Source organism: Microbacterium sp. Nx66, assembly GCF_904066215.1.
Taxonomy (GTDB): domain Bacteria; phylum Actinomycetota; class Actinomycetes; order Actinomycetales; family Microbacteriaceae; genus Microbacterium; species Microbacterium meiriae.
In genome coordinates, this window is record NZ_LR880474.1 from 3,281,883 (window position 1) to 3,306,556 (window position 24,674).

27 protein-coding genes are annotated in these 24,674 nt (G+C 70.6%); 6 read left to right on the forward strand and 21 right to left on the reverse strand.

Features of this window, described 5'->3' with window-relative positions:
- From MICNX66_RS15840 to MICNX66_RS15850, 3 genes are read right to left on the reverse strand one after another with little or no spacing between them, the layout of a single operon-like run.
- Positions 1-561: a dihydrofolate reductase family protein gene (locus MICNX66_RS15840; RefSeq protein WP_187662673.1), complete on the reverse strand. Its 561-nt coding sequence runs from the start codon at positions 559-561 to the stop codon at positions 1-3.
- A complete protein-coding gene (locus MICNX66_RS15845) occupies positions 558-1,172 on the reverse strand; it encodes a DUF1684 domain-containing protein (RefSeq protein WP_187662674.1) in 615 nt (204 codons plus the stop codon). Before MICNX66_RS15845 ends, MICNX66_RS15840 begins: the two co-directional genes overlap by 4 nt.
- 39 nt (positions 1,173-1,211) lie before the next feature.
- The gene (locus MICNX66_RS15850) at positions 1,212-2,021 is read right to left on the reverse strand and encodes a sugar nucleotide-binding protein (RefSeq protein ID WP_187662675.1); all 810 of its coding nucleotides are present in this window, start codon (positions 2,019-2,021) and stop codon (positions 1,212-1,214) included.
- A gap of 50 nt (positions 2,022-2,071) precedes the next feature.
- Between MICNX66_RS15850 and MICNX66_RS15855 the strand changes: the two genes are divergently transcribed.
- Positions 2,072-3,100 (forward strand): FUSC family protein, encoded by a 1,029-nt coding sequence (locus tag MICNX66_RS15855; RefSeq protein ID WP_187662676.1) that lies wholly within the window; start codon positions 2,072-2,074, stop codon positions 3,098-3,100.
- A 54-nt stretch (positions 3,101-3,154) separates the two neighbouring features.
- On the opposite strand, the gene MICNX66_RS15860 is transcribed toward MICNX66_RS15855, so the two are convergent.
- Entirely contained in the window at positions 3,155-3,808 is a 654-nt protein-coding gene (locus MICNX66_RS15860; protein WP_187662677.1) for an MIP/aquaporin family protein, read from the reverse strand.
- Positions 3,809-3,979: 171 nt separating this feature from the next.
- Between MICNX66_RS15860 and MICNX66_RS15865 the strand changes: the two genes are divergently transcribed.
- Both MICNX66_RS15865 and MICNX66_RS15870 read left to right on the forward strand, forming a co-directional pair.
- A complete protein-coding gene (locus MICNX66_RS15865; RefSeq protein WP_187662678.1) occupies positions 3,980-5,335 on the forward strand; it encodes an APC family permease in 1,356 nt (451 codons plus the stop codon).
- Positions 5,322-5,531: a multidrug transporter gene (locus MICNX66_RS15870; protein WP_187662679.1), complete on the forward strand. Its 210-nt coding sequence runs from the start codon at positions 5,322-5,324 to the stop codon at positions 5,529-5,531. The genes MICNX66_RS15865 and MICNX66_RS15870 overlap by 14 nt, the downstream gene beginning before the upstream one ends.
- A gap of 17 nt (positions 5,532-5,548) precedes the next feature.
- On the opposite strand, the gene corA is transcribed toward MICNX66_RS15870, so the two are convergent.
- Positions 5,549-6,565: a magnesium/cobalt transporter CorA gene (gene corA, locus MICNX66_RS15875; protein ID WP_187662680.1), complete on the reverse strand. Its 1,017-nt coding sequence runs from the start codon at positions 6,563-6,565 to the stop codon at positions 5,549-5,551.
- A gap of 28 nt (positions 6,566-6,593) precedes the next feature.
- On the reverse strand, positions 6,594-7,874 hold the full coding sequence (locus tag MICNX66_RS15880; RefSeq protein ID WP_187662681.1) for a serine hydrolase domain-containing protein: 1,281 nt from the start codon (positions 7,872-7,874) through the stop codon (positions 6,594-6,596).
- Between the two features lie 85 nt (positions 7,875-7,959).
- On the opposite strand from MICNX66_RS15880, the gene MICNX66_RS15885 reads away from it, so the two are divergent.
- Positions 7,960-8,274, forward strand: coding sequence for a DUF2470 domain-containing protein (locus MICNX66_RS15885; RefSeq protein ID WP_232089122.1), 315 nt, complete (start codon positions 7,960-7,962; stop codon positions 8,272-8,274).
- A 57-nt stretch (positions 8,275-8,331) separates the two neighbouring features.
- Positions 8,332-8,979, forward strand: a complete 648-nt coding sequence (locus MICNX66_RS15890; RefSeq protein WP_060922936.1) for a biliverdin-producing heme oxygenase — start codon at positions 8,332-8,334, stop codon at positions 8,977-8,979.
- A gap of 13 nt (positions 8,980-8,992) precedes the next feature.
- Here MICNX66_RS15890 and MICNX66_RS15895 read toward each other — a convergent pair whose 3' ends face one another.
- The gene (locus MICNX66_RS15895) at positions 8,993-10,402 is read right to left on the reverse strand and encodes an ATP-dependent DNA helicase (protein WP_187662682.1); all 1,410 of its coding nucleotides are present in this window, start codon (positions 10,400-10,402) and stop codon (positions 8,993-8,995) included.
- Positions 10,403-10,519: 117 nt separating this feature from the next.
- Here MICNX66_RS15895 and MICNX66_RS15900 point away from each other — a divergent pair, with 117 nt between their 5' ends.
- Positions 10,520-11,590, forward strand: coding sequence for a hypothetical protein (locus tag MICNX66_RS15900; protein ID WP_187662683.1), 1,071 nt, complete (start codon positions 10,520-10,522; stop codon positions 11,588-11,590).
- Between the two features lie 13 nt (positions 11,591-11,603).
- Here MICNX66_RS15900 and MICNX66_RS15905 read toward each other — a convergent pair whose 3' ends face one another.
- From MICNX66_RS15905 to MICNX66_RS15970, 14 genes are all read right to left on the reverse strand, one after another.
- Positions 11,604-13,616, reverse strand: coding sequence for a cytochrome c oxidase assembly protein (locus MICNX66_RS15905; RefSeq protein ID WP_232089123.1), 2,013 nt, complete (start codon positions 13,614-13,616; stop codon positions 11,604-11,606).
- 82 nt (positions 13,617-13,698) lie between these two features.
- Positions 13,699-13,986, reverse strand: a complete 288-nt coding sequence (locus MICNX66_RS15910) for an HU family DNA-binding protein (protein WP_017203554.1) — start codon at positions 13,984-13,986, stop codon at positions 13,699-13,701.
- A 324-nt stretch (positions 13,987-14,310) separates the two neighbouring features.
- Positions 14,311-14,616: a 30S ribosomal protein S14 gene (gene rpsN, locus MICNX66_RS15915; RefSeq protein WP_017829734.1), complete on the reverse strand. Its 306-nt coding sequence runs from the start codon at positions 14,614-14,616 to the stop codon at positions 14,311-14,313.
- A 3-nt stretch (positions 14,617-14,619) separates the two neighbouring features.
- A complete protein-coding gene (gene rpmG, locus MICNX66_RS15920) occupies positions 14,620-14,790 on the reverse strand; it encodes a 50S ribosomal protein L33 (RefSeq protein ID WP_017203558.1) in 171 nt (56 codons plus the stop codon).
- Complete coding sequence (gene rpmB / locus MICNX66_RS15925) at positions 14,790-15,026, reverse strand: 50S ribosomal protein L28 (protein WP_017203559.1); 237 nt, start codon at positions 15,024-15,026, stop codon at positions 14,790-14,792. Before rpmB ends, rpmG begins: the two co-directional genes overlap by 1 nt.
- 191 nt (positions 15,027-15,217) lie before the next feature.
- Positions 15,218-15,940, reverse strand: a complete 723-nt coding sequence (locus tag MICNX66_RS15930; RefSeq protein WP_187662684.1) for a DNA-3-methyladenine glycosylase — start codon at positions 15,938-15,940, stop codon at positions 15,218-15,220.
- Between the two features lies 1 nt (position 15,941).
- Positions 15,942-17,789 (reverse strand): Ig-like domain-containing protein, encoded by a 1,848-nt coding sequence (locus MICNX66_RS15935; RefSeq protein ID WP_232089124.1) that lies wholly within the window; start codon positions 17,787-17,789, stop codon positions 15,942-15,944.
- Positions 17,779-18,591 (reverse strand): TIGR03943 family putative permease subunit, encoded by an 813-nt coding sequence (locus MICNX66_RS15940; protein ID WP_187662685.1) that lies wholly within the window; start codon positions 18,589-18,591, stop codon positions 17,779-17,781. The genes MICNX66_RS15935 and MICNX66_RS15940 overlap by 11 nt, the downstream gene beginning before the upstream one ends.
- Positions 18,584-19,624, reverse strand: a complete 1,041-nt coding sequence (locus MICNX66_RS15945) for a permease (protein WP_187662686.1) — start codon at positions 19,622-19,624, stop codon at positions 18,584-18,586. Before MICNX66_RS15945 ends, MICNX66_RS15940 begins: the two co-directional genes overlap by 8 nt.
- On the reverse strand, positions 19,621-20,037 hold the full coding sequence (locus MICNX66_RS15950; RefSeq protein WP_187662687.1) for a Fur family transcriptional regulator: 417 nt from the start codon (positions 20,035-20,037) through the stop codon (positions 19,621-19,623). The genes MICNX66_RS15945 and MICNX66_RS15950 overlap by 4 nt, the downstream gene beginning before the upstream one ends.
- 121 nt (positions 20,038-20,158) lie before the next feature.
- Positions 20,159-21,031 carry a metal ABC transporter permease gene (locus tag MICNX66_RS15955; protein ID WP_419181691.1) on the reverse strand — a complete coding sequence of 291 codons (873 nt, stop codon included), beginning with the start codon at positions 21,029-21,031 and terminating at the stop codon, positions 20,159-20,161.
- A complete protein-coding gene (locus MICNX66_RS15960; RefSeq protein WP_442922888.1) occupies positions 21,028-21,879 on the reverse strand; it encodes a metal ABC transporter ATP-binding protein in 852 nt (283 codons plus the stop codon). The genes MICNX66_RS15955 and MICNX66_RS15960 overlap by 4 nt, the downstream gene beginning before the upstream one ends.
- The gene (locus MICNX66_RS15965; protein WP_187662688.1) at positions 21,876-22,883 is read right to left on the reverse strand and encodes a metal ABC transporter substrate-binding protein; all 1,008 of its coding nucleotides are present in this window, start codon (positions 22,881-22,883) and stop codon (positions 21,876-21,878) included. Before MICNX66_RS15965 ends, MICNX66_RS15960 begins: the two co-directional genes overlap by 4 nt.
- A 64-nt stretch (positions 22,884-22,947) precedes the next feature.
- Complete coding sequence (locus MICNX66_RS15970; protein WP_187662689.1) at positions 22,948-24,639, reverse strand: glycoside hydrolase family 13 protein; 1,692 nt, start codon at positions 24,637-24,639, stop codon at positions 22,948-22,950.
- Positions 24,640-24,674: the final 35 nt, after the last annotated feature.

Here is a 24,674-nt window from a genome sequence, read left to right on the forward strand (position 1 = left end):
TCAGGCCACCGGACGATACCGCTGCATGACGGCACCGGAGCGGAACTCCCGCCGCTCCACGAGTTCGAGCCGAAGACGCTCGTGCACGCCGTCGAGCAGCCGGGGACCATGCCCCGCGACGACCGGATGGACCACGAACACGTACTCGTCGATCAACCCGAGGTCCGCGAGGGTCGCGGGCAGGGTCACTCCACCGACCGACAGGCCCGCCCCCGGCTCATCCTTCAGCTGCCGCACCGCCTCCGAGAGATCGCCGCGCACGAGGTCCGCGTTCCAGTCGACGGCATCGAGCGTCGCCGAGACCACGTGCTTCGGCATGCCATCGATGACCTCGGCGAAGGGTGTCTCCCACTCCTCCATCCAGTCCGGCCAGACCCCGGATTCCGGACGGCGCCACGCGGCCCGCATCATGTCGTACGTCACCCGTCCGTAGAGCAGAGCGTCGGCGCGCTCCAGCTCCGCGGTCCAGAAGCGCATCGACTCCTCATTCGGCGGGAGCCCCGCCTCGTGATGGCAGCAGCCGTCGAGTGTCACGTTGATCGCGTACCGCAGCGGCCTCATCGGAGCTCTCCGACCGGAATCGGCACCGTCAGCACGTTGCCGGGTGGCGCCAGCGGGCACGCCCACGCCGGGTCGTAGGCGCACGACGGGTTGTACGCGAAATTGAAGTCGAGCACGATCGTGCCGCGGCGTGGGTCGGCCCCGAGGTCGGCACCCTTGATCGTGTCGATGAGGTAGCGCCCGCCGCCGTACGTCCCCCCGCCCTGCCCGGCGGAGGCATCGCGCACCGGCACGAACAGCCCGCCGCCGTAGGAGGCGAGCCGCCACACGTCGAGCGATCCGGCGTCCGGGATCTCCACGACGCCGACACGCTCGAACGGCACGACGCCGTCGGTCCCGGTCGCGAACTCGAACGTGGCCGGATCCGTGTCGAGGATCGGGAGCTCGAACCGCCAGGAAGGGTCGTACGAGGCGATCGGCAGCCCCTCGAACAGCGCCCTGTCCTGCGGGAGGAGGGGCGTCGCCGGGTGCCGCAGCAGCAGCTCGTCGCGCTCGATCCGCCACAGCTCGTGCGCCTCCTCCGGGGAGTCGGCCCGTCGCACCGCTTCGTACAGGGCGAACACCCGCCGCCGCCAGTCGACGACCTCGACAGCTGTCTGCGCATTCGTCATGCGCCCACGGTACGCCGGACGACGGACGCCCGGAATGCCTCAGCTCCGGTCGATCATCTCCGCGTACCCGTCCTCGTACGTCGGGTACACGAGGTGGCCGAGCACCGAACGCAAGAGCGTGCCGTCGTAGACGAAGCCGCTCGGCGCACTGCCGTCGTCGGGCGGTACCGGCAGACCGAGGCGGTCGGCGAGGAAGGTCATGACGTCTCCCAGAGGAGCGGGCGCCCGGTCGACGGCGTGCACGAGCGCCGGGGGCTCCGGCATCCGTAGCAGCAGGTCGAGAGCGCGCACCAGGTCGGTCTCGTGGATCCGGTTCGTGCGGCGACGGTGGGCCACCGGAGCCCCTTCCCGGACCTTCCGGAGCAGGAACTCGCGCCCAGGACCGTAGATGCCGGCGGGGCGCACGACCACGGCGTCGAAGAGCTCGACGGCCGCGCGCTCTCCGTCGCGCAGACCGCGGCCGCGATCCGTGGTGGGCACCGGCTCGACCCGCTCGGTCACCGGCTCGGCGCCCCCGGCGCCGTCGAACACCCCGGTCGACGAGACGAAGAGCGTCCGCGCGGGCGGGGACGGCAACGCCGCCGCGAGGCGGGAGAGCGCCGTGCGGTACGACGACACGTCCGGCCCGGGTGGCAGCGTCACCACCATCGCGTCGACCTCGGGCAGCGGACCCGTGAGCGGGACGGCGAGGTCGGCGGTGAGCGCCTGCACACCGTCCGGCACGGGTCCGTCACTGCGGCGGAGGGCCAGAACCTCACCACCGTCCCCGAGGAGCAGTGGGGCGAGCCGGGCGCCGAGTTTCCCGAAGCCGACGAGGAGGGCGCGGCGCGGCGGAGACGGAGTGGTCATCTCCTCCACCCTCGCACATCGGTGCCGGGTGACGGACGTAGGCTTGATCGGTGACGGAATCGCAGGGACGGGTGTGGACGGGGGTCCTCCGCGTCGGCCCGCACCGCGGCGATCACCGGGTGGCCCTGCGCGCCGCGGTGAGCGTCGCCGTCCCGCTGCTCGTGCTGTGGGCCGTCGGCCGGCTCGACCTCAGCATCTATGCGAGCTTCGGCGCCTTCGCCGCGCTCTACGGTCGGCACGACGTCTTCCGCGACCGGATCCGCATGCAGGCGAGTGCCGGAGGCGTACTGCTCCTCGCGATGCTGATCGGCACGGCGCTGTCGGTCCTCGCCGCCCCCGCCGTGCTGAGCATCGTCGTCGTCGCACTCGTCGCTGCGGCCGTGACGCTCCTCGCCTACGTCCTGCAGTGGCACCCGCCCGGTCCACTGTTCACGGTCTTCGCGACCGGCGCGTGCGCGACCATCCCTGCCACCGGCGCCTCCTTCGGCGCGGTCCTGCTCGTCGGCGGGGCGAGCGTGCTCTTCGGCCTCGCGCTCACCGCCCTCGTCGCCGTGGTCACCCGGAGCACGGCGGAGGCGCCGCCGCGACGGCGCCCGTCCGTGGGCCCGGTCGCCGCCGAGATGGCCGCCTCGGTCGCCGTCGCGATCGTCGGTGCCGGAGTCGTGGGCCTGCTCCTCGGCGGCACTCACTGGTACTGGGCGGCGGTCGGCGCGGTGGCGGCGGTCAGCGGCGCGCAGCTCAACGCCCGCGTGATCCGCGGCATCCAGCGCCTCGTCGGCACGCTGCTCGGCGTGCTGGTGGCCGCCGGGATCCTCGCTCTCGACATGCCGCCTCTCGCCGTGATCGCCGTCGTCGTGGTCCTGCAGGGGACGGCGGAACTGTTCATCGGCCGCAACTACGGCATCGCGATGGTGTTCGTCACCCCGCTGGCCCTCCTGATGGTGCACCTGGCCGCACCCACACCGGTCGCCGACCTTTTGACCGATCGCGTCCTGGAGACGATCATCGGCGTCCTCGTCGGCACGATCGTCGCCGTCGCGTCGGCCGCGCTGCGCCGGCGGGGTCGGCGCCGCCCGTGACGAGACGACGGAGCGCCGCACCCCGGAAGGATGCGGCGCTCCGGTCGATCGTGTCTACTCGGCGTCCGCAGCGATCTTCCGCGCGTCGTCGGCGTTGAGCACCCGGAACAGCAGCGCCGCGATGATCGCACCGGCCGCAGGAGCCACGATGTAGAGCCAGAGGGAGCTCCACGCGAAGTGCCCGCTGACCGAGAGGCCGAGCGCCACCGCCGGGTTGAACCCGCCACCCGAGATGGAGCCGACCGTCGCCGCACCGACGAAGACGGTCGCACCGATCGCGAGCCCGTAGAACGAGTTGCCCGCGGTGTCCTTCGAGGTGGCGGAGTTCAGCACGACCCAGACGAGGATCAGGGTGAACAGCGCCTCGACGAGGAACGCCGGGCCGACCTCGATGACCATCGCCTTCTCCCCCGCCGGCCAGACGGCGAGAGCCACGAGAGCGGCGAGCGCCCCGCCGGCGAACTGCGCGACGAGGTAGGAGACGAAGTCGGCGACGCTGAGCCCGCCGCGCAGGAACACGCCCAGCGAGACCGCCGGGTTGAGGTGGGCGCCGGAGATGTGGCCCGTGGAGTACACGAGCACCATCAACGTGAAGCCGATCGCGAGCGGGGTGAGCGGGCTTCCGCTGTTCACCGCGGCGATGATGGCGAGGACGAAGAGGAACGTGGCGATCGCTTCTGCGAGCGCCTTACGAGGTGTACCGATCATGAGAGTGTCCTTCTGTGGGATCGCAGGCGGCCCCCCGTCTCCCCGGAACCGTCCGGGCGACGACCCGCCTTGCGGCACTGAGGATAGCGCGCGGTCGTCCTGTGCTGGCTCATTGGCGGCGGGACTGTCAAGCCCGTCGCCCCACCGGCTTCCGGGCCGTACCGTGCAAGGATGACCGCCCAGACCGAGCCGCGCGCCGAGACACCCACCCGGCTGCGCCGCGCCATCACCGGCCCCCTCCTGTTCGCGTTCATCCTCGGTGACGTCCTGGGCGCGGGGATCTATGCGCTCATGGGCGTGCTGTCGGAGGACGTGGGCGGTCTGCTCTGGGCACCGCTCGTCCTCGCCCTCCTTCTCGCCATGCTCACCGCCGGCTCGTATGCGGAACTCGTCACCAAGTATCCGCGCGCCGGCGGCGCCGCGGTCTTCGCCGAGCGCGCGTTCCACAGCCCGCTGGTCTCCTTCCTCGTCGGCTTCAGCATGCTCGCGGCGGGTGTGACCAGCGCGGCCGGTCTCGCCATCGCCTTCGCCGGCGACTACCTCAGCACCTTCATCGACCTGCCGACCATCCCGGTCGCGATCGTCTTCCTCGCGATCGTCGGCCTGCTCAACGCCCGCGGCATCCGCGAGTCGATGGGCGCGAACCTCGTGATGACGGCGATCGAGCTCAGCGGCCTCGTCATCGTGATCGTCGTCGTGGCGGTGTTCGTCGGCGGCGGGGGCGGCGACCTGTCCCGGGCGACGCAGGTGCCGGAGGGGGCGAACGTCGCGCTGGCGGTGCTCTCCGGCGCGGTGATCGCGTACTACTCCTTCGTCGGCTTCGAGACCTCCGCCAACATGATCGAAGAGGTCAAGGACCCGCGGCGGACCTATCCCCGCGCGCTGTTCGGAGCACTCCTCACCGCGGGCGTCGTGTACGTGCTCGTCGGTATCGCCAGCGCCGTCGCCCTGCCGGCGTCCGAGCTGCAGGAGTCCAGCGGTCCGCTGCTCGCGGTCGTCGAGGCCACCGGGGTCAGCGTCCCGTCCTGGCTGTTCAGCCTCATCGCCCTCATCGCGGTCGCCAACGGTGCGCTGCTCACGATGATCATGGTCAGCCGCCTCACCTACGGCATGGCGGAGCAGAACCTCCTGCCGTCGGTGCTCGGGCGCGTCCTGCCGAAGCGGAAGACCCCGTGGGTCGCGATCCTGACCACGACGCTCGTGGCGATGGGCCTCACGCTGGTCGGAGACCTCGCGACCCTCGCCGAGACCGTCGTGCTGCTGCTGCTCGTCGTCTTCCTGAGTGTGAACATCTCGGTGCTGGTCCTGCGCCGCGACAAGGTCGAGCACGACCACTTCCGCGTGTGGACGTTCGTCCCGGTGCTGGGCATCGCGTCCTGCATCCTGCTGCTCACCCAGCAGCGTCCGCAGGTGTGGCTGTTCGGCGCCATCCTCCTCGCCGTCGGCGGGGTGCTCTACGCTGTCGCCCGATGGACCCGCAATCGATCGAAGACCGCCGACACGAAGGAGAGCCATGAGCACGCCTGACAACACCGCTGACGAGACGTTCGAGGAGAACCGTCACGACCAGCTGACCTCCGCTCCCGATGCCACGGAGGCCGACGCCGCGCCGCGCGTGGACGTCTCGGAGCACGACGGCAACACGCGCATCGACATCCGGGATGACGCGGAGGTGCGCCCGGGCCCCGGTCCTGGCATGCCGGAGGCCGACGGCGAGGACTGATCCGGTGCCGTCGGGCGCTACAGCCAGCCCTTGCGCTTGAACGCCGCGTAGAGCCCGACGCCCATCGCCACCATGAGCAGCACCGCCATGGGGTACCCGAGTGCCCAGTGCAGCTCCGGCATGTGGTCGAAGTTCATGCCGTAGACGGTGCCGACGAGCGTCGGAGCGAAGAGGATCGCCGCCCAGCCGGAGATCTTCTTCACCTCATCGTTCTGGCGGATGCTGAGTTCCGTCATCCGTCGCATCTCGTCGTTCTGGCGTCGCGCGACGATGGTCGACTCGACCGTGAGGGCGTTGTCGAGGACGGAGCGGAAGGTCGTCGCCTTGTCGCTCACGCGCAGGGTGTGGTCGAGGACGTCCCGCAGGTACCGCTGGAGCTCCTCGCTCACGCGGTACTTCTCGGATCCGCGGAGCAGCGCCTCGAGCATGCCGGTCAGCGGCTGCGTCGCCCGCTGGAAGTCGATCACCTCGCGACCGAGGTCGTAGATCCGCTGGGTCGCGTCCGCGTCCTCCTCGAAGAGCTGACCCTCGATCTCGTCGATGTCGTTCTCGAGTCCGGCGAGGACCGGGGAGTACTCGTCGACGACCTCGTCGAGGATCGCGTAGAGCACCGCCTCAGGGCCGTGGGCGAGCAGAGCGGGATCGGCCTCGAGCCGGCGACGCACGCGGCCGAGGTCCGGCGACTCCGCATGACGGATCGTCACGACGAAGTCGGGTCCTACCAGCACGTGCACCTCGCCGAACTCGACCTCCTCGCGCTCGTCGAGATAGCGGGCGGGGCGGAGGACCATGAACAGCACGTCGCCGTACCGCTCCAGCTTGGCGCGCTGGTGACCGGAGAGCGCGTCCTCCACAACCAGCTCGTGGATGCCGAACTCGTCAGCCACGGCGCGGATCTCCTCGGGGCTCGGCCGATACAGACCGATCCACCCCATGCCCCGTCGTTCGCGGATCCGCTCGAACGTGTCGTTCAGGCTCTGCGGGTTCTCGGTGCGCACGCCATCGACGTAGACGGCGTTGTCGACGATCGCCATGCGGACCTCCTGCTCGTCGAAGACGCGCTCAGCCGGCCGGAGGGACGCACGCGAGCGCGGCGTTCGCGATGGCCGTGTGATACTGCTCGGCCGTATAGGGGAGACCGAACTCCGGAGCCGTCTCCCCGGCCGCCGCGGGTGCCTTGGAGGCGATCGCCGCGAGCTCCCAGGAGAGCTGCTGGGCGAAGCGCGCACCGCCCGTGGAGTCGTTCAGCACCACGGCAACCGTGAAGCCGGTCGTCGGGTCGGAGTACGCCGCCGTCGCGTAGCCGGGAGTCCAGCCGTGCTGACCGATCATAGAACCGACGATGTAGGCGCCACCGGTCGCCTGGTACCACGATGGTGCCTTGTCGTACGCGGGGAGCGGCGACGCGAAGCGGTCCGGCTCGTCCTTCGTGCGCAGCACCTGCTTGGCCTCAGCCTGCATGTACCGCCCGAGGTCGGTGATCGTCGACACCACACCCGAATCGGTGAAGCCGGTGCTGGAGGACATCGTCGTGATGTCGACGGGCGCGGCGCAGGTGAAACCGCCCTCGACGGCTCCCATGTAGTGTCCGCTGAGCGACGCCCCCTCCGACGGCGGTGCCGCAGCGGGCGACGGCAGCGAGGTGTCGGCGAGCTCCAGCGGCTCGGTGACGTACTCGGCGATCAGTTCGCGCGCGCTCATCCCCGAGGCGCGCTCCAACGCGAGGCCGAGGAGAAGGTATCCGGCGTCGGAGTCGCGGAACGTGGTCTGCGGAGCGACGCGCGCGCGGCCGAGACCGTAACCCGCGAGCTCGAGGGGCGCCCAGACCCGCTCCGGCGTGTTCAGCCACGCGCTCTTGACCGTCGCCTCGGACGAACCGGCGCCACTGGTTCCGTTGCACAGATCGAGGAGAGTGACATCGGCCATGTCGGCGACGCCCGAGACGTACTCCGGCACCTTCGCGTCGAGCTCCACGGTGCCCTCGTCGGCGAGCGCGTAGAGGACGTCGCAGGTCATCAACCGGGTGATGTCGGCGATGCGGAACGACATGTCGGTGGAGAGCTCGCCGCCGTCCGCCTTGTCCTGCGTGCCCGTGGCGGCGACCCAGGTGCCGCTCCACGGCACCCAGACCCCGACGATCGCCCCGCTGGCCCCGGAGGCCGCGAGCGCGTTGTCGACCGCGCCCTGCAGCGCCGCGACCGTGTCGTCGGGAAGCGTGGCGTCGACCTGCGGGGGTGGCGTATAGCTGAAGGAGCCCTCGGAGGAGCATCCGGTGAGGACGAGACCGAGAACGGCCGCCGTGGCCGCTGCGGCGCGCCACCGGCGCGACGAGAGAAGCTGCATGTGTGGGAACCCCCGAAGACGTGTCCCCTGAGTCTAGAACGCGGATGCTGAAAGTCGGCCCCGCGTGGCGTCGTAGGGTGTCCCTGTGCCCCATGATTTCGATGCCGACGTGATCGCCGCCGTCCTCCGCCACATGAACGGCGACCACACGGACGACAACCTCCTCATCGCCCGCGCCTTCGCCGAACCGTCCGCGGAGGCGATCGACGGGGCGGTGATGACCGGCTTCGACGGGCAGGTCGGGGTCTGGGAGATCTCCCGCGGTGGCTCGACGTCGGAGCTCCGCGTCCCGTGGCCCGGCGGTCCGATCACCGAGCGCCGAGAGGTGCGCCGCGAGGTCGTGGCCCTGTACGACGCGGCCTGCGCGCGCCTGGGCATCGAACCGCGTCCGCACGACTGAGTCGTCCCGCACAGTTCGGGCTTCCGCCCAAGGTTAGGCTGCCCTTACACTGAAGCCATGCCCGAGATCCTGTCCTTCTCCGCCGCCCTCCGCGAGCGCTCCTCCGGCTCGCACTCCCGCAGCGAGACCGCCGGCTTCATGTCCGATCTGCTCAAGGGCGAAGGATCGCGCGAGGACTACATCGCCCTGGTCGCGCAGCACTACTTCATCTACGACGCCCTCGAAGGCGCGGGAGAGCGGATGCGTCAGGACCCGGTGGCCTCCGTGTTCCTCAGCGACAAGCTCACGCGTCTCCCCGCGCTCGAAGCCGATCTCGCCTTCCTCCTCGGCCCCGAGTGGCGCGAGCGGATCGCACCCCTGCCCACCACACAGCGCTACGTCGACCGCATCCGTCAGGTGGGCGCGACGTGGGCGGGCGGGTTCGTGGCGCACCACTACACCCGGTACCTCGGCGATCTCTCCGGCGGCATCTTCATCGGGCGGGTGATGGCGCGGCGCTTCGGCTTCGAGACCAACGGCATCGGCTTCTACCTGTTCGACGACATCGCCGACCCCTCCGCCTTCAAGGACGTCTATCGCGAACAGCTCGACGCCGCTCCGTGGGACGAGGCGGAGCGCGAGCGCGTCATCGACGAGGTGCTGCTGGCGTACCGCTTCAACACCGAGCTCTTCGAAGACCTGGACCGCGCCCGCGCCGCCGCCTGACCCGGCAGCGACCTCAGGTCCTCGGCAGCTCCGGCGTCGAGGCCGCCAGCCACGCATCGCGCATGAACCGGCGCACGTCCTCATCCACGCGGATGTCGCTCGGCCGCAGCGGACGGGAGAGGTACAGCCCGTCGAGCGACGTGAGCCGGCTCAGCGCGACGTAGGTCTGCCCCGGCGCGAAGGCCCCGGAGCCCAGGTCGATCACGGCGCGGTCGTAGGTCTTGCCCTGGGACTTGTGGATCGTCACGGCCCACGCGAGCCGCAGCGGGAACTGCGTGAACTCGGCGACGACGTCCCGGGAGAGCTTCTTCGTGTTGGGGTCGTAGGCGTACCGGAACCGCTCCCAGACGGCCGGCTCGACGTCGACCTCCTCACCGTCGATCTCCACCCGCACGGTCCCGCCGAGGATGCGGGTCACCGTCCCGATGGTGCCGTTGACCCAGCGCGGCGGCTCTCCGGTCATCGCGGTGTCGTTGCGCAGGAACATCACCTGCGCCCCCACCTTGAGCTTGAGCTCGGATTCGGCGGGGAGAGAGGCCTCGCCGCGGCCGAAGTCGCCGTTGACCTCCGCCCGCGCGGTCTGCTCCTTGCCGGGCAGCGCGGCGAGATGCCGGCTGTTGATGCTGTTCACGATGTCGTTGCGGGTGGCGAGGGTGATCATCGGCACCTCGCCGGGCTCGGGCTCCGGCGGGGTGCGCGCGCCCTGAGCGTTGAGGATCCCGGCGATCTCCGCCGTCACCCGTCCATAGCGGACGGCGTTGAGCATGGACTTGAAGCCGTCGTCCGACTGGCGGTGGATCTGCACGAGCTCCCGCACGTGCAGCTCCGCCCGGGCGTCGACCTCGAACAACGCCCCCTGGGTCTCTTGAGTCCCTGAGCCTGTCGAAGAGCCTGTCGAAGGGCCCGCCCACACCTTCGCGTCGAAGAACCAGAACGACCGGTAGTGATCCTTCACGTACCGAGCCTCATCGCCCCGGGGCGGGACCGGAGCGAGCTGATAGGGGTCGCCGAACATGACGACCTGCACACCGCCGAAGGGCTCTCCCCGCCGCCCTCTCGCCTGCCGCAGCGACCGATCGATGGCGTCCATGAGGTCGGCGTTGACCATGGAGATCTCATCGATGACGAGGGTCTCGATCGCGTTGAGGATGCGTCGGGTCGCATCGTTCTGATCGATGTCGCCGTCCCCGATGAGGCCGATCGGGAGGCGGAACAGGGAGTGGATCGTCTGCCCCTCCACGTTCAACGCTGCGACGCCCGTGGGAGCGCAGATCGCGATCTGCTTCTTCGTGTTCCAAGCGAAGTGCTGCAGCAGCGTGGACTTCCCGGTGCCGGCGCGTCCCGTGATGAACACGTGCTCGCTGGTGTCCTCGATGAGCCGGAACAGCTCCTGCTGCTCCTCGGACAGGGCGGGAAGGGACACGGTTCTCACAGGGCTGACGGGGCGGACACGGGGCGCTCCCCCATGCTACGTGCCCCGTCCGGGACGGGGCCGCCGACGCTCGGCGTCCCCCCAGGACGCCCTCCTAGACTGACCGGCATGGAGCGGGCCGGGACGCGCGCGCCCCGGCGGTCGCGCCTGGGCGCCGATCTGGCGATCCTGGGCCTCATCGGCGTCCTCCTGCTGGCCGCGATCGGCGCGGGCGGCGCGACGCTCTACCGGCAGTTCTACGGCCCGTCGGCGTTCGTGGTCCGCTATCTCGACCTGCTCTCCGAGGGGCGAGCCGCCGATGCCCTCCGCGTTCCCGGTGTCGCTATCGACCGGGAGACCCTCGATGACGCCGGGATCGACCCCGCCGCGTCCGAGGCGATGCTGCGCCGCTCCGCCCTCGGTCCGCTCAGCGACGTCGAGGTCGAATCCGAGGAGCCCTCCGGCGACGGCACCGCGGTGACCGTCAGCTACCGCGCCGGCGGCCACTCCGGCACCACCACGTTCCACGTCGCGCAGGACGGCTGGGCCGGCGTCACACCGAACTGGCGGTTCACGACCAGCCCCCTCGCCGTCGTCGAGCTCACGGTGCGCGGAGCCGACCGGTTCTCCGTGAACGGGTTCGAGGTCGACCGCCGCCAGGTCTCCGCCGCCGGGCCCGCGGCGTTGCCCCTGGAGCCTCTCCCGCTGCTCGTCTTCACCCCCGGGCTCTACTCCGTGACGGTCGACACCGCGATCGCGGAGTCCACCGGGCACGGCGTGCTCGCCGACGAGCCGCTCGCCGTGACCCCTCTCGACGTGCAGACCGAGCCGACGGAGGAGTTCGTCGACGTGGTCCAGGAGCGCGTCGAGGAGTTCCTCACCGCGTGCACCACGCAGGAGGTGCTGCAGCCCACCGCGTGCCCGTTCGGCCTGCGCGTCGAGAACAGGATCGCCGCGCCGCCGAAGTGGTCCATCGCCCAGCAGCCCGAGATCATGGTCGCGCCGTCCGACGACGGTCACTGGCAGATCCCGGCGACCGACGCCGTGGCGCACGTCGAGGTCGAGATCCAGTCCCTCTTCGACGGCTCCGTGGAGCCGGTCTCCGAAGACGTGCCCTTCCGGGTCAACGGCTCCATCGCCATCCTCCCGGACGGCTCGGCATCGATCCGCGTCGGCTCCCCGGACGATCCCGTGAAGTGAGACCGGTGCCCGGTCAGCGGCCCTGGCGCTCCGCCGCGCGCTGATCCCGGGCCGCGAGGTCGGCGAGCCGCGCGTTGTACTCCTCCAGCTCGGCATCGCCGGTGCGATCGGCATGCCGATCGCGGCGACGCTGGAGCTTGGTGTCGCTCCGGCTCCACTGGATGGCGACGGTGATCGCGAGGATGAGCGTCGGGATCTCCCCGATCGACCACGCGATGCCCCCGCCCACGTACTGGTCGGTCATCGGGTCGGCGCCCCAGTCACGGCCCATCGCACCGAACCAGTCGGCGACCATGAGCCCCTCCTGCATCATGATCGCCATGCCGAAGAACGCGTGCATGGCCATCACGGCGATGAGGGTGATGAGCCGGCCGGGGTACGGCAGGCGATACGGCACCGGGTCGGCGCCGATCAGACTCATCACGAAGAGGTACCCAGAGATCAGGAAGTGGGCGACCATCCACTCGTGCCCGAGGTGCTCGAACATCGACCAGCGCACCAGGTCGGTGAAGTAGAACGCCCAGAGGGACAGGATGAAGATCGCCGCCGCCACGATCGGGTGCGTCACGACCCTCGCGAACGGCGAGTGGACGGCCCACATGATCCATTCGCGACCACCGCGGGTGCCGTCGTCGCGCTTGTGGATGGCGCGCAGCGCGAGGGTGATCGGCGCGCCGGAGACGAGGAGCAGCGGGATCGCCATCGAGAGCATCATGTGCCCCAGCATGTGCACGCTGAAGAGGTACTCCTGGTACGCGTTGATGGGTCCGCCGGTCACCCACACCAGCAGGAGCAGACCGAGCACCCAGAACACGGTGCGGTGGATCGGCCAGCGATCGCCGCGCACCCGGAGTCGGCGCACCCCTGCGAGGTAGAAGAAGAGTCCGAAGCCCGCCGCGACGAGCCACAGCACGTCGATGTCCCAGGCCGTGAACCAGCGCTCCAGAGTGAGCTCCGGCGGCAGCAGCGAGCCGGTGAGGATCTGCGCGGGGGTCTGCGCGAACGCGGCGACCTCTCCGGTCGGCGGGGGCGTGCGCGCGAGCGCGGCCGCCGCGCCGGAGGCGAGGCCCATGAGCGCCACCTCGCCGAGGACCAGAGCCCAGAACCACCGGGAGGCGCGGGCGCCGCTCAGCTTCGGGATCAGCCGCGTGCGGTACCAGGCGCCGAGCAGTCCCATGCCGACGAGCAGGACGGCCTTGACGACGACGATGAGTCCGTAGGGGGTCGTCCACACGGCCTCCCAGCTCCCGACGGCCACGATCGACCGCGTGAAGCCGGAGAAGGCGACGACCGCGAAGGCCGCGATCGCCAGGGACGAGTAGCGGCCGACGAGCCGGGGGAGGTCGAGCCCCTGCTGCCCGCGCAACAGTACGAGAAGGAGCAGCCCGCCGAGCCACGCCGCCGCGCCGATGGTGTGCAGGAGGATCGAGTTGACGGCCATGTTGTGTCCGTCGAGGTCCCCCGCGTGCCCCTGGGTCGCCAGCGGCAGGAAAGACACCGCGGCCAGCAGGGCGGTGAGCAGCGTGGGTGTCCAGGTGCGCCAGGCGAACGCGAGCACCGTGATGACGGCGCCCAGGATCGTTGTGATCAGCCACGACTGCCCCAGCGGGAGCTCGAGCAGGAAGCGGCCGAGCTGCGAACCGAACTCGCGCTCGATGCTGAGCTGCGGGTTGAAGGCGGCCATGAAGGAGAAGAACCCGGCGAGCCCGGCGGAGACGGTGAAGACGGCGGCGCCGATGGACGCGATGTTCAGGGCCGTGTCGAAGGTGCGCTCCCCCGCCTGCAGTCCGAAGAGCGCCAGCACGAGGGAGCCGAGCATGACGGCGCCGGCGATGTTCATCACGAGCTTCGCCAAGGGTGTGCCCCACAGCACCACCGGCCCTGGATCCTGCAGCAGCGGCGGGTTCGCCCCTCCCCCGACCAGAAGCGCCCAGACCAGAGCGGCTCCGGCTGCGACGAGGAGGATCACGATGCCGGCGAGACGGTACGCCGACGTCGGGCGCGGCGTCTCGGTGCGGGAACTCACCCCTCCAGCCTAGGCGCGCGCAGCAGGGAGAACGCACGAAGGCCGCCCCCGAAGCGGGGGCGGCCTTCGAACGGGTGCGGTCTTACTTGACGGCAGCCTTGAGCTTGGAGCCGGCGGTCACCTTGACGCGCTTGCCGGCCGGGATCTTGATCTCGGCGCCGGTCTGCGGGTTGCGGCCCGTGCGGGCGGCCGTGTCGACCTGCTCGAACGAGATCCAGCCCGGGATGGAGACCTTGCTGCCCTTGGCGACGGCGTCGGAGACCGTGGCGAACAGCGAGTCGAGGACACCGGAGACGGTGGCCTGGCTCTGGCCGGTGGCGGAAGCGATGCTCGCGACGAGCTCGGTCTTGGTGATGGACTTGTCAGCCATGTCATCCTCCAGCGACGAAGGACCGTCGCATCGTGTGTGGGTGCGAGGAGCGGGTGCTCCCCGTTGGTCGTGTGACCGCCTCGAATGTACCAACGGCCACCCGGATTTCCGCGTCATTTCGCGGGTTTCGACCGATTTCCCGGCGTGTCGCGTCACATTGGCCACTCGCGTCACAGGTTTTCGGGCGCCCGCTCGCGCGTTGAGGCCGCCGCGCGGCATCAGGCACTCCCTGACATATGCGCCTGATCCGGCGTGATCGCCTGCGTTCCCGGGCATGCAAAAGGGGCGAGGATCCGAAGATCCCCGCCCCTTCTCGCTGGGTGCTTACCAGCTCGACTTGGTCACGCCGGGCAGCTCGCCACGGTGCGCCATGTCACGGAAGCGGACACGCGAGATGCCGAACTTCGTGAGGACACCACGGGGGCGGCCGTCGATGACGTCGCGCGAACGCACGCGAGCCGGCGACGCGTTGCGCGGCAGCTTCTGCAGGCCGACGCGGGCGGCCTCGCGGGCCTCGTCGGTGGCGTTCGGGTCGACCAGGGTCTTCTTCAGCTCGGCACGACGCTCGGCGTAGCGCTCGACGATGACCTTGCGCTGCTCGTTGCGCGCGATCTTGCTCTTCTTAGCCATGGATCAACGCTCCTCTCGGAATTCGACGTGCTGACGGATGACCGGGTCGTACTTCTTGAGCACGAGGCGGTCGGGGGTGTTGCGGCGGTTCTTCTTGGTCACGTACGTGTAACCCGTACCCGCCGTCGAACGCAGCTTGATGATCGGACGGACGTCCTGAGCCTTCTTGGCCATTAGAGCTTCACACCCTTCGCCTGGAGGTCCTTGACGACGTTCTCGATGCCGCGCACGTCGATCACCTTGATGCCCTTGGCGGACACGTTGAGCGTGATCTTACGACCGAGCGAGGGCACGAAATAGGTCTTCTTCTGCACGTTCGGGTCGAAGCGACGCTTCGTCCGGCGGTGCGAGTGCGAGACGTTGTGACCGAAGCCGGGAACAGCTCCGGTCACCTGGCACACTGCTGCCATGATGATGACTCCTTCATTACCGTGAGACCGGACGGCCTCACCCAAGATCCCTTGTCTGCACGCCGCCCCGCATGCCGATCTCTCGGCGGAAGAAGGGGGAGCACACGAACTGCGCACAGGAGCGTGCGCAGACGAAGAGTCAGTCTAGCACGGCTCCGAGCAGCCGCTCGAATCGCCTGAATGGCCCCATCTCAGCCCGAAACGCCGCCATTCGCGCGACTCGAAGCGTCGGCGGCGCCCCGGCCCCACCGGAACGCGGACACCGTGGGGTCGCTGGGGATCCAGAAGCGCCAAGGGAACGCGTCCGTGCCGGCGATGCCCGCCACCCCCACCCGCGGGCCCTGGGCCACGTCGACCACGGGAGGGCCGAGCCACAACTCCGCCCTGGCGCCGTTCCGCTCCTCGCCGGTGATGGCGTCGATGCCGTCGTGCAGGGAGTGCCGCAGTCCCGCGGCCTGTCCGAGCCGTCCGGGCCCACGCGCGAGGTCCCGCCGAGCGGTGCGGCCGAGCGGGAGGACCGCACGCCGTCGCCGGGCCGCCTCCTCCACCCCGGTCACGATCTCCCCCGCGCGCAGCAGCACCCCGTCACCCTGCCCCTCGGGACCGCAGGCCACGTTGACGCAGGAGTGGATGCCGTGACTCAGGTACACGTAGAGATGGCCCGGCTCGCCCCACATCGTGGCGTTCCGGGCGGTGCGGCCCATGCGGGCGTGGGACCCCGGGTCCGCCAGCGCTCCGGTGCCCTGCCCGTGATAGGCCTCCACCTCGGTGATCCGCACGCGCACCTCCACCGGGCGACCGTCCTCGACGACCACGGTCCGCAGCTCCGCGCCGAGGAGGGTCGGCGCGACCTCCACGGCGGAGCGCATCACGTCTTCGCGGGTCGCGCGCCGCAGCGCCAGGGGCCCCGTCATGTCAGAACCGCGGCGCCGTCTGGCACCAGGACGCGTCGAAACCGGTCAGCGCGACGATCTCGTCCCCGGTCTTCATGTCGATGAGGTGGGTCTCGAGCTTCTCCGGCAGCGGCAGCAGCATCCCGTCGTAGGCGTTGTCCGCCATGTCCGGCGCGATCACCACGGCGGCGTACTGCCCGCTCGGCGACGCGCAGGCCTGGAGGATCGAGTCGGCCGAACTCACCTCGACCAGCGGCGTGGCCGCGCCGGAGTCGTCGACGCGGATGACGGCCTGTCCCACCGGGAGGCCGCCCTCGTCCCTGGCGACGACGTGGCGCAGCGTTCCGCCGGGGAACGGCGTGATGGAGGTCGCGGTGCCGTAGTCCGGCTCGGACGCGGCGAGCGGCTCCTCCGATCCGTCTGCCAGGTCGAGCTCCACCACCGATCCGTCCAGTCGCTCGACGATCGCGGTGTAGGTGCCGCGGGAGATGCCCTGGATCGTCGTGGCGAGACCGAGGGACTGCACGCCGGTGTCGGCCGACTGGTCCACGAGGGAGAGCGCTCCGTCGAAGTCGATGAACAGGACGGCGGCACTGTCCGGCACGAACTGCCACACGAAGACGCTCACCTGCTTGTCTCCGACCTCGGTGATGCGGGGCTCGTCGTCGCCGCTCAGCGACTGGGTGACGAGCACGCTCGCGCGCCCCTCGGTGTCGCTGAGCTCGCGATCGGAGTAGCTGTAGCCGACGAGGTTGCCCCGTTCGGACACCTGGATCGCGCCCACGTAGCCTTCTCCGGGGAGGGGGAGCTCGCGCTGGTCGGAGCCGTCCCTGTCCATCACGAGCAGCCGCGACTGGTCGTCATCCTCGACCGCGGCCACGAGCTGCGTGGACGTGGCCCGGAAGTCGTCGATCCGCGGGTGGGAGAACACCGGCTGCGCGTTCTCGCCGCTCAGGTCGGTGCGGAAGATGATGTCGTCGCCGTCGGGGTCGCGGCGCAGGAGGAAGATCGACGACGCCGGGGTCTCGAAGGATGTCGTCAGATCGGCGGCCGGTCCTCCTCCCGCACCCGTCACGTCGGAGACGGTCACCGTGTAGGTCGTGTCGTCGTCGAGGGGCACCGTGAAGCGCACGCCGACGCCCCGACCGGCGGCATCGACCGTGAACGGCACGGACGGCTCGACCGTGACCTGCTCGGGGTCGATGGCGGAGAGCGGCTGATTCGCCGTGAGGATGACGCGGCTCCCTGAGGATTCGATGGCCTGGGCGGCGTCGACCTGCACATCGGTCACCCGGGGACCCTGGAGCAGGCTGACGATTCCGAGTCCGGTGCCGACGAGCACGAGCACTCCGACCACGGCACCGATCGTGACGAGGAAGCGGCGGCGGGACCACGGCGCGGGCGGAGGCGCATCGTCGTCGGCGGGGAGGTCGGTGGTCGGCGTCCAGCCCGGATCCGATGCATCTCCCGGTTCCCTGCTCGCCGCGGGGGTGGACGCCGGCCCCGCGGGGGTGAACACCGGCTCGGGCGCCTGCGGGATCGCGGGGACGCCGGCGGCCGCATCGGGAGCAGCGCGCTCCGCCGCCTCACGCTCCGCCGCCTCACGCTCCGCCGCCTCGCGCTCTGCCGCCTCACGCTCCGCCGCAGCTTCGCGATCGACGGCGGCCTGCTCGGCGGCGACCTCGGCGGCCATCCGCTCCACGGCCGCACGTTCCGCCGCGACCTGCTCCGCTTCAGCCTGCTCGGTGGCCGCGCGCTCTGCGGCCGTCTGCTCCTCGGCGGCGCGCTCCTCCGCTTCCCTGGCAGCGCGCAGCTCAGCGCGGGTCCGCGGGACGGCGGGCGGCTCCGGCCGCTCGTCGTCAGTACTCATACGGGTCCTTCGGCTCGTCGATCGCCACGACATCGGTCGGCTCGATGTGCAGGGAGCCGTTCTCATCCGCACGGACGGTCCCGGTGATCTCGACCCATTGTCCGGTCTTGTACGCGTCCGCGTCGACGCTCACCGGCAGCGCCGCCGTCTGGGCGTCGATGACGCAGTGGGTGATCACGAGCCGGGTGAGGTTGACGCCGTCGCCGTCGCCCGGCGTGACGAAGCCCTGCAACGTGACGTCGGCCCCGTCGTAGGCCGTGGTGTTCGTCGCGGCGGCGAAGACGCTCGCCCAGTCGCCCACGCCGAACGTCGACGTGTCCGCGACCCCGAGGGCGACCGTGTCGGCGCCGGCGAACAGTGCGGTCTCCTCCCCGGCGCGCGACATCGCGAGCTCGACCGAGAGCGAGGCGGGAGGCAGGACGAGTGCGGAGACGACGACCCCCGTCGCCACCACACCGCCGGCCAGAGCACCGACCCCGGCGAGGGTCCGGCGCGACGGGACGGAGGGGCGCTCGCTCTCCTCAGCGGAGGAGTGCTCCGACTCCGCAGATCGGGCGGAGGAGGGACCGTGGTCGTGCCCGTGATCCTCCTCCGCGCCCAGGGGCAGCGTGCACGACCAGACGGCTCCGGCGAGAGTGACCACGGCGGCAGCCGATGCGAACCACACCGACTCCGGGCTGATGTAGAGGCTGAGGCGGTCGGTCACCGCGAGGCCGAGGGTGACGACGGCGACGACGGAGGCCAGACCGATCCCCAGCCACCGGGTCGCGAGGGCGCGCGTGCGGACGGAGAGCTCAGGCAAGGACGTTCACCCCGATCCCGATCGCGAAGGCCGACGCCAGCACGACAGCGGTGATCCCGACGAGCGTCCGGGTGGTGAAGGTCGTGCGCATCAGCGCCAGCATCTTGATGTCGACGAGCGGCCCGACCAGGAGGAACGCCACGAGGGCCCCCGAGGAGAAGGTCGACGCGAACGACAGCGCGAAGAAGGCGTCGACATTGGAGCAGATCGCCACGACGATCGCGAGCAGCATCATCGCGACGATGGACAGCACGGGGTTGGCGCCGATCGTGAGCAGGACGTCGCGCGGGATGAGGACCTGCACGGCCCCCGCCAGCGCGGAGCCGATCACGAGCGCCGGCATCACGGCCCGCAGCTCGACGAGGAACTGCGTGAGGCTGCGGCGCACGGGAGTTCCCGGCTCGTGGGTCACGCGCTCGCACGTGTCGACGAAGCGCTGGGTGAGCAGCGACTCCGGCGAGGGGTGGCGGCTGTAGATCCAGCCGATGAGGTTCGCGATGAGGTAGCCACCGACGAGGCGGGCGACGAGGATGCCGCCGTCCCATCCGAACGCGGCGTGCGTCGTGAGGATCACGATCGGGTTCACGATCGGCGCCGCGATGAGGAAGGTCAGCGCTTCCGCGGGGGCGAGTCCGCGCATCATGAGTCCGCGGGCGAACGGGACGTTCCCGCACTCGCAGACCGGGATGAGCATGCCGAGCAGGGAGAGCACGGCGCGGCGGGCCCAGGCGCGGCGCGGGAGCCAGCGGTGGATGACGTCCGCCGGGAGCCAGACCTGCACCACGATCGACAGCAGCACGCCGAGCACCACGAACGGCAGCGCCTCGATCAGCACGCTGAGAGCGAGTGTCAGACCGTCCTGCGCGCGGGTGGGCAGCGAGGCGGGGAAGAGGGTGGGGAGGAAGGCGTCGATGAGGAACAGCGCCGCGACGATCACGACGCCGATGCCGACGGCGATCCACGTCGAGCGCGGCGAGGGCGCTCGACGGTGCGTGTGGCCCGGACGGGTGGCCGTTCGTGCCGGGGCGGTCACGCTGTCGCAGTCCTCTCGGCGTCGCGCTTGTTCGCGCAGGGGGTGCACAGTCCGAAGATGTCGACCACGTGCGCGGCCTCGGTGAAGCCGTGCAGGGCGGCCGTGCGGTGCGCCCACTGCTCCACGTCCTTCGCCTCGATCTCGACCGTGAGGCCGCAGGACCGGCAGATGAGGTGGTGGTGGTGGCCCTGGGTGGTGCACGCCCGGTAGAGCGCCTCCCCCTCGGGGCTCTGCAGCGAGTCGGCATCTCCGGCCGCCGCGAGTCCGGCGAGGGCGCGGTAGACAGTGGCCAGGCCGATCCCCGTGTTGTCGTCGCGGAGCGTCGCGTGCAGGCTCTGTGCGCTCACGAAACCGCGCGCGTCGGCGAGCGCTTCGCGCACGCGTTCGCGCTGCCAGGTGTTCCGCTGAGCCATGCCATCGATTCTAGGCCGCCGGGATCGGCGAGGGCTGGGAGCGCCCCCACCGCGGATTCGAGTCGCCCGATTGGCGGCATCTGCGACCGAAATGGAGCGAAGTGCGCGACTCGAAAAGGGGTCAGACGCGGGTGACCCGGGAACGGACGCGCTGCACGATCCAGCACACGACGTAGATCGTGAAGGACAGGGTCGTGATGTAGGGGCTGACGGGCAGGGTGCCGGCGAGCGCGAGGAGGATGCCGCCGACGGCCGAGACGAACCCGAACAGCGCCGCCAGCACCGGCACCGCGACCGGGCCCGCCGTGATCCGCATGGCTGCGGCAGCGGGCGTCACCAGGAGCGCCATCACCAGCAGCGCGCCGATGATGTGCACGCTCACCGCGACGATGAGCCCCAGAAGCACCATGAACAGCAGGCTCACGGTGCGGGTGGGCACCCCGCGGGCTGCCGCCGACTCCGGATCGAGTGAGTCGAAGCGCAGCGGATTCCACATCACGAGCAGGCCGAGCAGCACCACGAGGCTGATGCCGACGAGCCAGCCGAGGTCGGGACTCGAGACCGACACGATCTGCCCCGTGAGGAGGCTGAACCGGTTGGCGCTGCGGCCGTCGTACAGCGACAGGAACAGGATGCCGAGACCGAGGCCGAACGGCATGAGCACGCCGACGATCGAGTTGCGGTCCCTGGCCTTGGCGCCGAGGACCCCGATGAGGATCGCCGCCACGAGGGCTCCGCCGAGTGAGCCGAGCACGACGCTGCCGCCGAACAGCAGCGCCGCCGCCGCTCCCGCGAAGGAGAGCTCGCTCACCCCGTGCACCGCGAACGCGAGATCGCGCTGCATGACGAACACCCCGATGAGACCGCCGACGAGCCCGAGCACGGCGCCCGCGATGATCGAGTTCGCGAGCAGGGCGACGAGCTCGCCATAGTCCTGGAAGGAGAAGATGTCGTCCCAGCCGACCATGGGGACGAGAGCGGACGGGACGGTCATGCGGCGCCCCCGTGCTCGTGGTCATGGTCGTGGTGCGGCTCCGCATCGGGGACGCCGACCACGACGAGCCGGTCACCGGCGCGGAGCACGAACACCGCGGTGCCGTAGAGATCCGTCAGCACCCGGGTCTGCAGCACCTCCTCCGGGGTCCCGAGGAGGAACCGGCCGCCGGCGATGTAGAGGATGCGGTCGACGCGGTTCAGGATCGGGTTGACGTCGTGCGTGACGAAGAGCACGGCGGCTCCGCGCTCCCGACGCTGCCGATCGATGATGTCGGTGACGGCGACCTGGTTGGCGAGGTCGAGGTTCGACAGCGGCTCGTCGCAGAGGAGCAGCGCGGGTTCGTCGGCCAGCGCCTGCCCGACGCGGAGGCGCTGCTGCTCTCCGCCGGAGAGGAGGCCCACCCGGCGGTCCGCGTACGAGGTCGCCCCGACAGCGGCCAGCAGGGCGTCGACCTTCGCCCGGTCGCCACGGTGCGGGACCGGGAAGCCGAAGCGGCTGCCCTGCACGCCGAGGGCGACGAGATCACGGGCGCGCATGCTCGTGTCGGGAGCGAGCGAGCGCTGCTGAGGGATGTACCCGATGCGGGCGTTCCCGCGGTGCACGGGCTCGCCGGCCACGCGGATGCTGCCGCGCGAGAGGGGCTGGAGTCCCAGGATGCTGCGGAGGAGCGTCGTCTTCCCGGATCCCGATGGGCCGAGCACGGCGATGAACTCCCCGGGCTGCACCGAGAGGTCGAGTCCCGACCAGAGCTCGCGGTCGCCCCGCTGCAGGGCGCCGTCGGCGATCTCGAGGACCGGGCCGGTCTCCCTCGCGGGTCGCTGAGCCTGTGAACGGGCTCCGCTCACGACTGGACGGCGGCGGCGAGGCTCTGGATCGCGTCACTCATCCACTCAGAGTACGACGATCCGTCCTCGAGCAGCTCCGTGAACGCGACCACGGGCACCCCGGCGTCCTCCGCGGCCTTCTCCACGCGCTCCGTCTCCGCGCCGCCGGTCTGAGCGTTGGTGAGCACGGCGGTCACATCGCCGGACCCGACGACCTGCAGCGCCTCGAGCAGCACGGCGGGCGCGACATCACTGCCCTCCTCCACCGACTCCGCGAAGCCCTCGGGGGTGACGTCGGTGAGCCCGGCGGCCGTGGCCAGGTATCCGGGCAACGGCTCGGTCATGAACACCGTCGCACCGCTGGCATCCGCCTTGATCGCCTCGAGGTCGCCCTCGAAACCCTCCAGCTCCGCGACGAGCTCGTCCGCGTTCGTGCGGAACGTGTCGGCGCCGTCGGGGTCGATCTCGGTGAGCTCGTCGGCGATCGCGTCGACGACGTGGATCATCGTGTGCGGGTCGAACCAGACGTGCTCGTTGAAGCCCTCGATGTGGTCGTGGCCGGCGTGCTCGTCCTCGCCCTCGGCGTGCTCGTGATCGTGCGGCTCGTCCGTCGCCGCCTCGTCGTGATCGTGGTCCTCGCCCCCGTCGTGACCCTCGTTGCCCGGGTAGTCGTGCGAGAACTCCACTGCGGTGACGACGTGCGGGTCCTGCGCATCCTGCAGGAGGCTGTCGATGAACGCGTCGTAGCCGCCGCCGTTCTCCACCACGAGATCGGCCTTCTGCAGCGTGAGACGGTCGCGGGCACTCGCCTCGTAGGAGTGCGGGTCCTGGGTGACCGAGTCGATGATCGAGGTGACGTCGACGCGGTCCCCGCCGACCTGCGCGGCGATGTCGCCGTAGACGTTGGTGCTCGCGACGACCGTCACCGCGCCGTCGTCCTCTGCCGCGCCCGGGGTGGTCGAGCATCCGGCCAGCGTGAGGGCGGCGACGGAGGCGAGTGTGAGGGCGAGGACGGGCTTCTTCATGATTCCCACTCTAAACGCTAATGAGAACCATTATCAAACCGGTGCCCTCGCCCCGACTCTGCAGTCAGTCCGCGAGCGCCCCCGAGGCGATCCACGCCGTGGCCTCGCCCGGCAGCACGGAGCCGTCGAGGGGCACGGTCGACAGCACGGCATCGTCGGCCGCGGCGCCCAGATCGAACGGAGCGGTGCCGAAGTTCGTCACGACCTCCCACCCGTTCGGGCGGCGGAACCGCAGCACGTCCTCCCGACCCGTGTCGACCCACTCGAGCGTCTCCCCGGTCTGCAGCAGTCGCCGGAGACGCAGCGCCTCGCGGTACAGGTTGAGGGTCGAGCCGGGATCGGCGTCCTCCACCTCGACCGCGTACTCCGCGAACCAGGCAGGCTGCGGCAGGTGCGCGCCGGCCGCGCCGAAGCCGTATGAGCTGCCGGACGCCGTCCACGGCAGCGGCACGCGGCAGCCGTCGCGCCCGAGGCCGTCGAAGTCCGCGCCGCGGAAGAACCCGGGGTCCTGGCGCTGGTCGGGGGTGATGCCCGCGACCTCGTGCAGGCCGAGCTCCTCGCCCTGATAGAGGTAGGCGCTGCCGGGCAGGCCGAGCAGCAGCAGCGTCGCGGCGTGCGCCCGACGCAGACCGCCTTCCCGATCGAGTCCCTCCTCCGGGCCGCCCGCGCGCACCCACTCGGTTCCCTGCTTGACCGCGCGTCCGCGCAGCGGCGGCAGGCCGTAGCGGGTGGCGTGCCGGGTCACGTCGTGGTTCGAGAGCACCCAGGTCGTCGAGGATCCGGCGGCCTGCGCCTGGGCGAGGTTGTCGGCGATGATGCGCTGGAAGTCCGCCGCGTCGAAGTCGGCGACGAGCAGGTCGAAGTTGAACGCCTGTCCGAGCCCCTCTGCGGAGGCGTACTTCGCGCGGCGCTCCGGGGTCTCCACCCACGCCTCCGCGACCGCGGTGCGCGGCGGGTCGTACTCGTTGAAGACCGCGCGCCACTGGGCGTAGATCTCGTGCACGTCGTCGCGGTCGATCATCGGGTGCGTGCCGGAGGTGCGGTCCATCGCGTCGAGCTCGGCACGCGACGGCAGCGGCTCGGTGAGGTCCTTCGTCAGCATGTGGGCCACATCGATGCGGAACCCGTCCACGCCGCGGTCCGACCAGAAGCGGAGCGTTGTGAGGAAGTCCTCGCGCACCTCGGGGTGGTCCCAGTTGAGGTCGGGCTGCTCGACGGCGAAGTTGTGCAGGTACCACTGGCCGTCCGCGACGCGCTCCCAGGCGCTGCCGCCGAAGACCGAGACCCAGTCGGTGGGCGGCTCCGCGCCGTCGGGACCGGTGCCCTCGCGGAAGATGTAGCGCTCCCGGGCGGCCGAGCCGCGGCCGGCAGCCAGCGCCTCCTGGAACCAGGCGTGCTGGTCGGAGGTGTGGTTGGGGACGATGTCGACGACGACGCGGATGCCCCGCGCGTGCAGCGCCTCGACCATGGCGTCGAAGTCGTCGAGGGTGCCGAGGCGGGGGTCGACGTCCCGGTAGTCCGCCACGTCGTACCCGCCGTCGGCGAGCTCCGACGGGTAGAACGGGCTCAGCCACACCGCGTCGATGCCGAGCTCGGCGAGGTAGTCGGCGCGCGACACGATGCCGGGGATGTCGCCGAGGCCGTCGCCGTCGGCGTCCGCGAAGCTCCGCGGATAGATCTGGTACACGGCGGCCTGACGCCACCAGGTCGCGGTCTTGTCGTCTTCGCGGGTCGCGGTGAGCAGCGAATCGGTCATGAGGAAGAGGCTCTCCTTGTTTCTTGCGGGGGTCG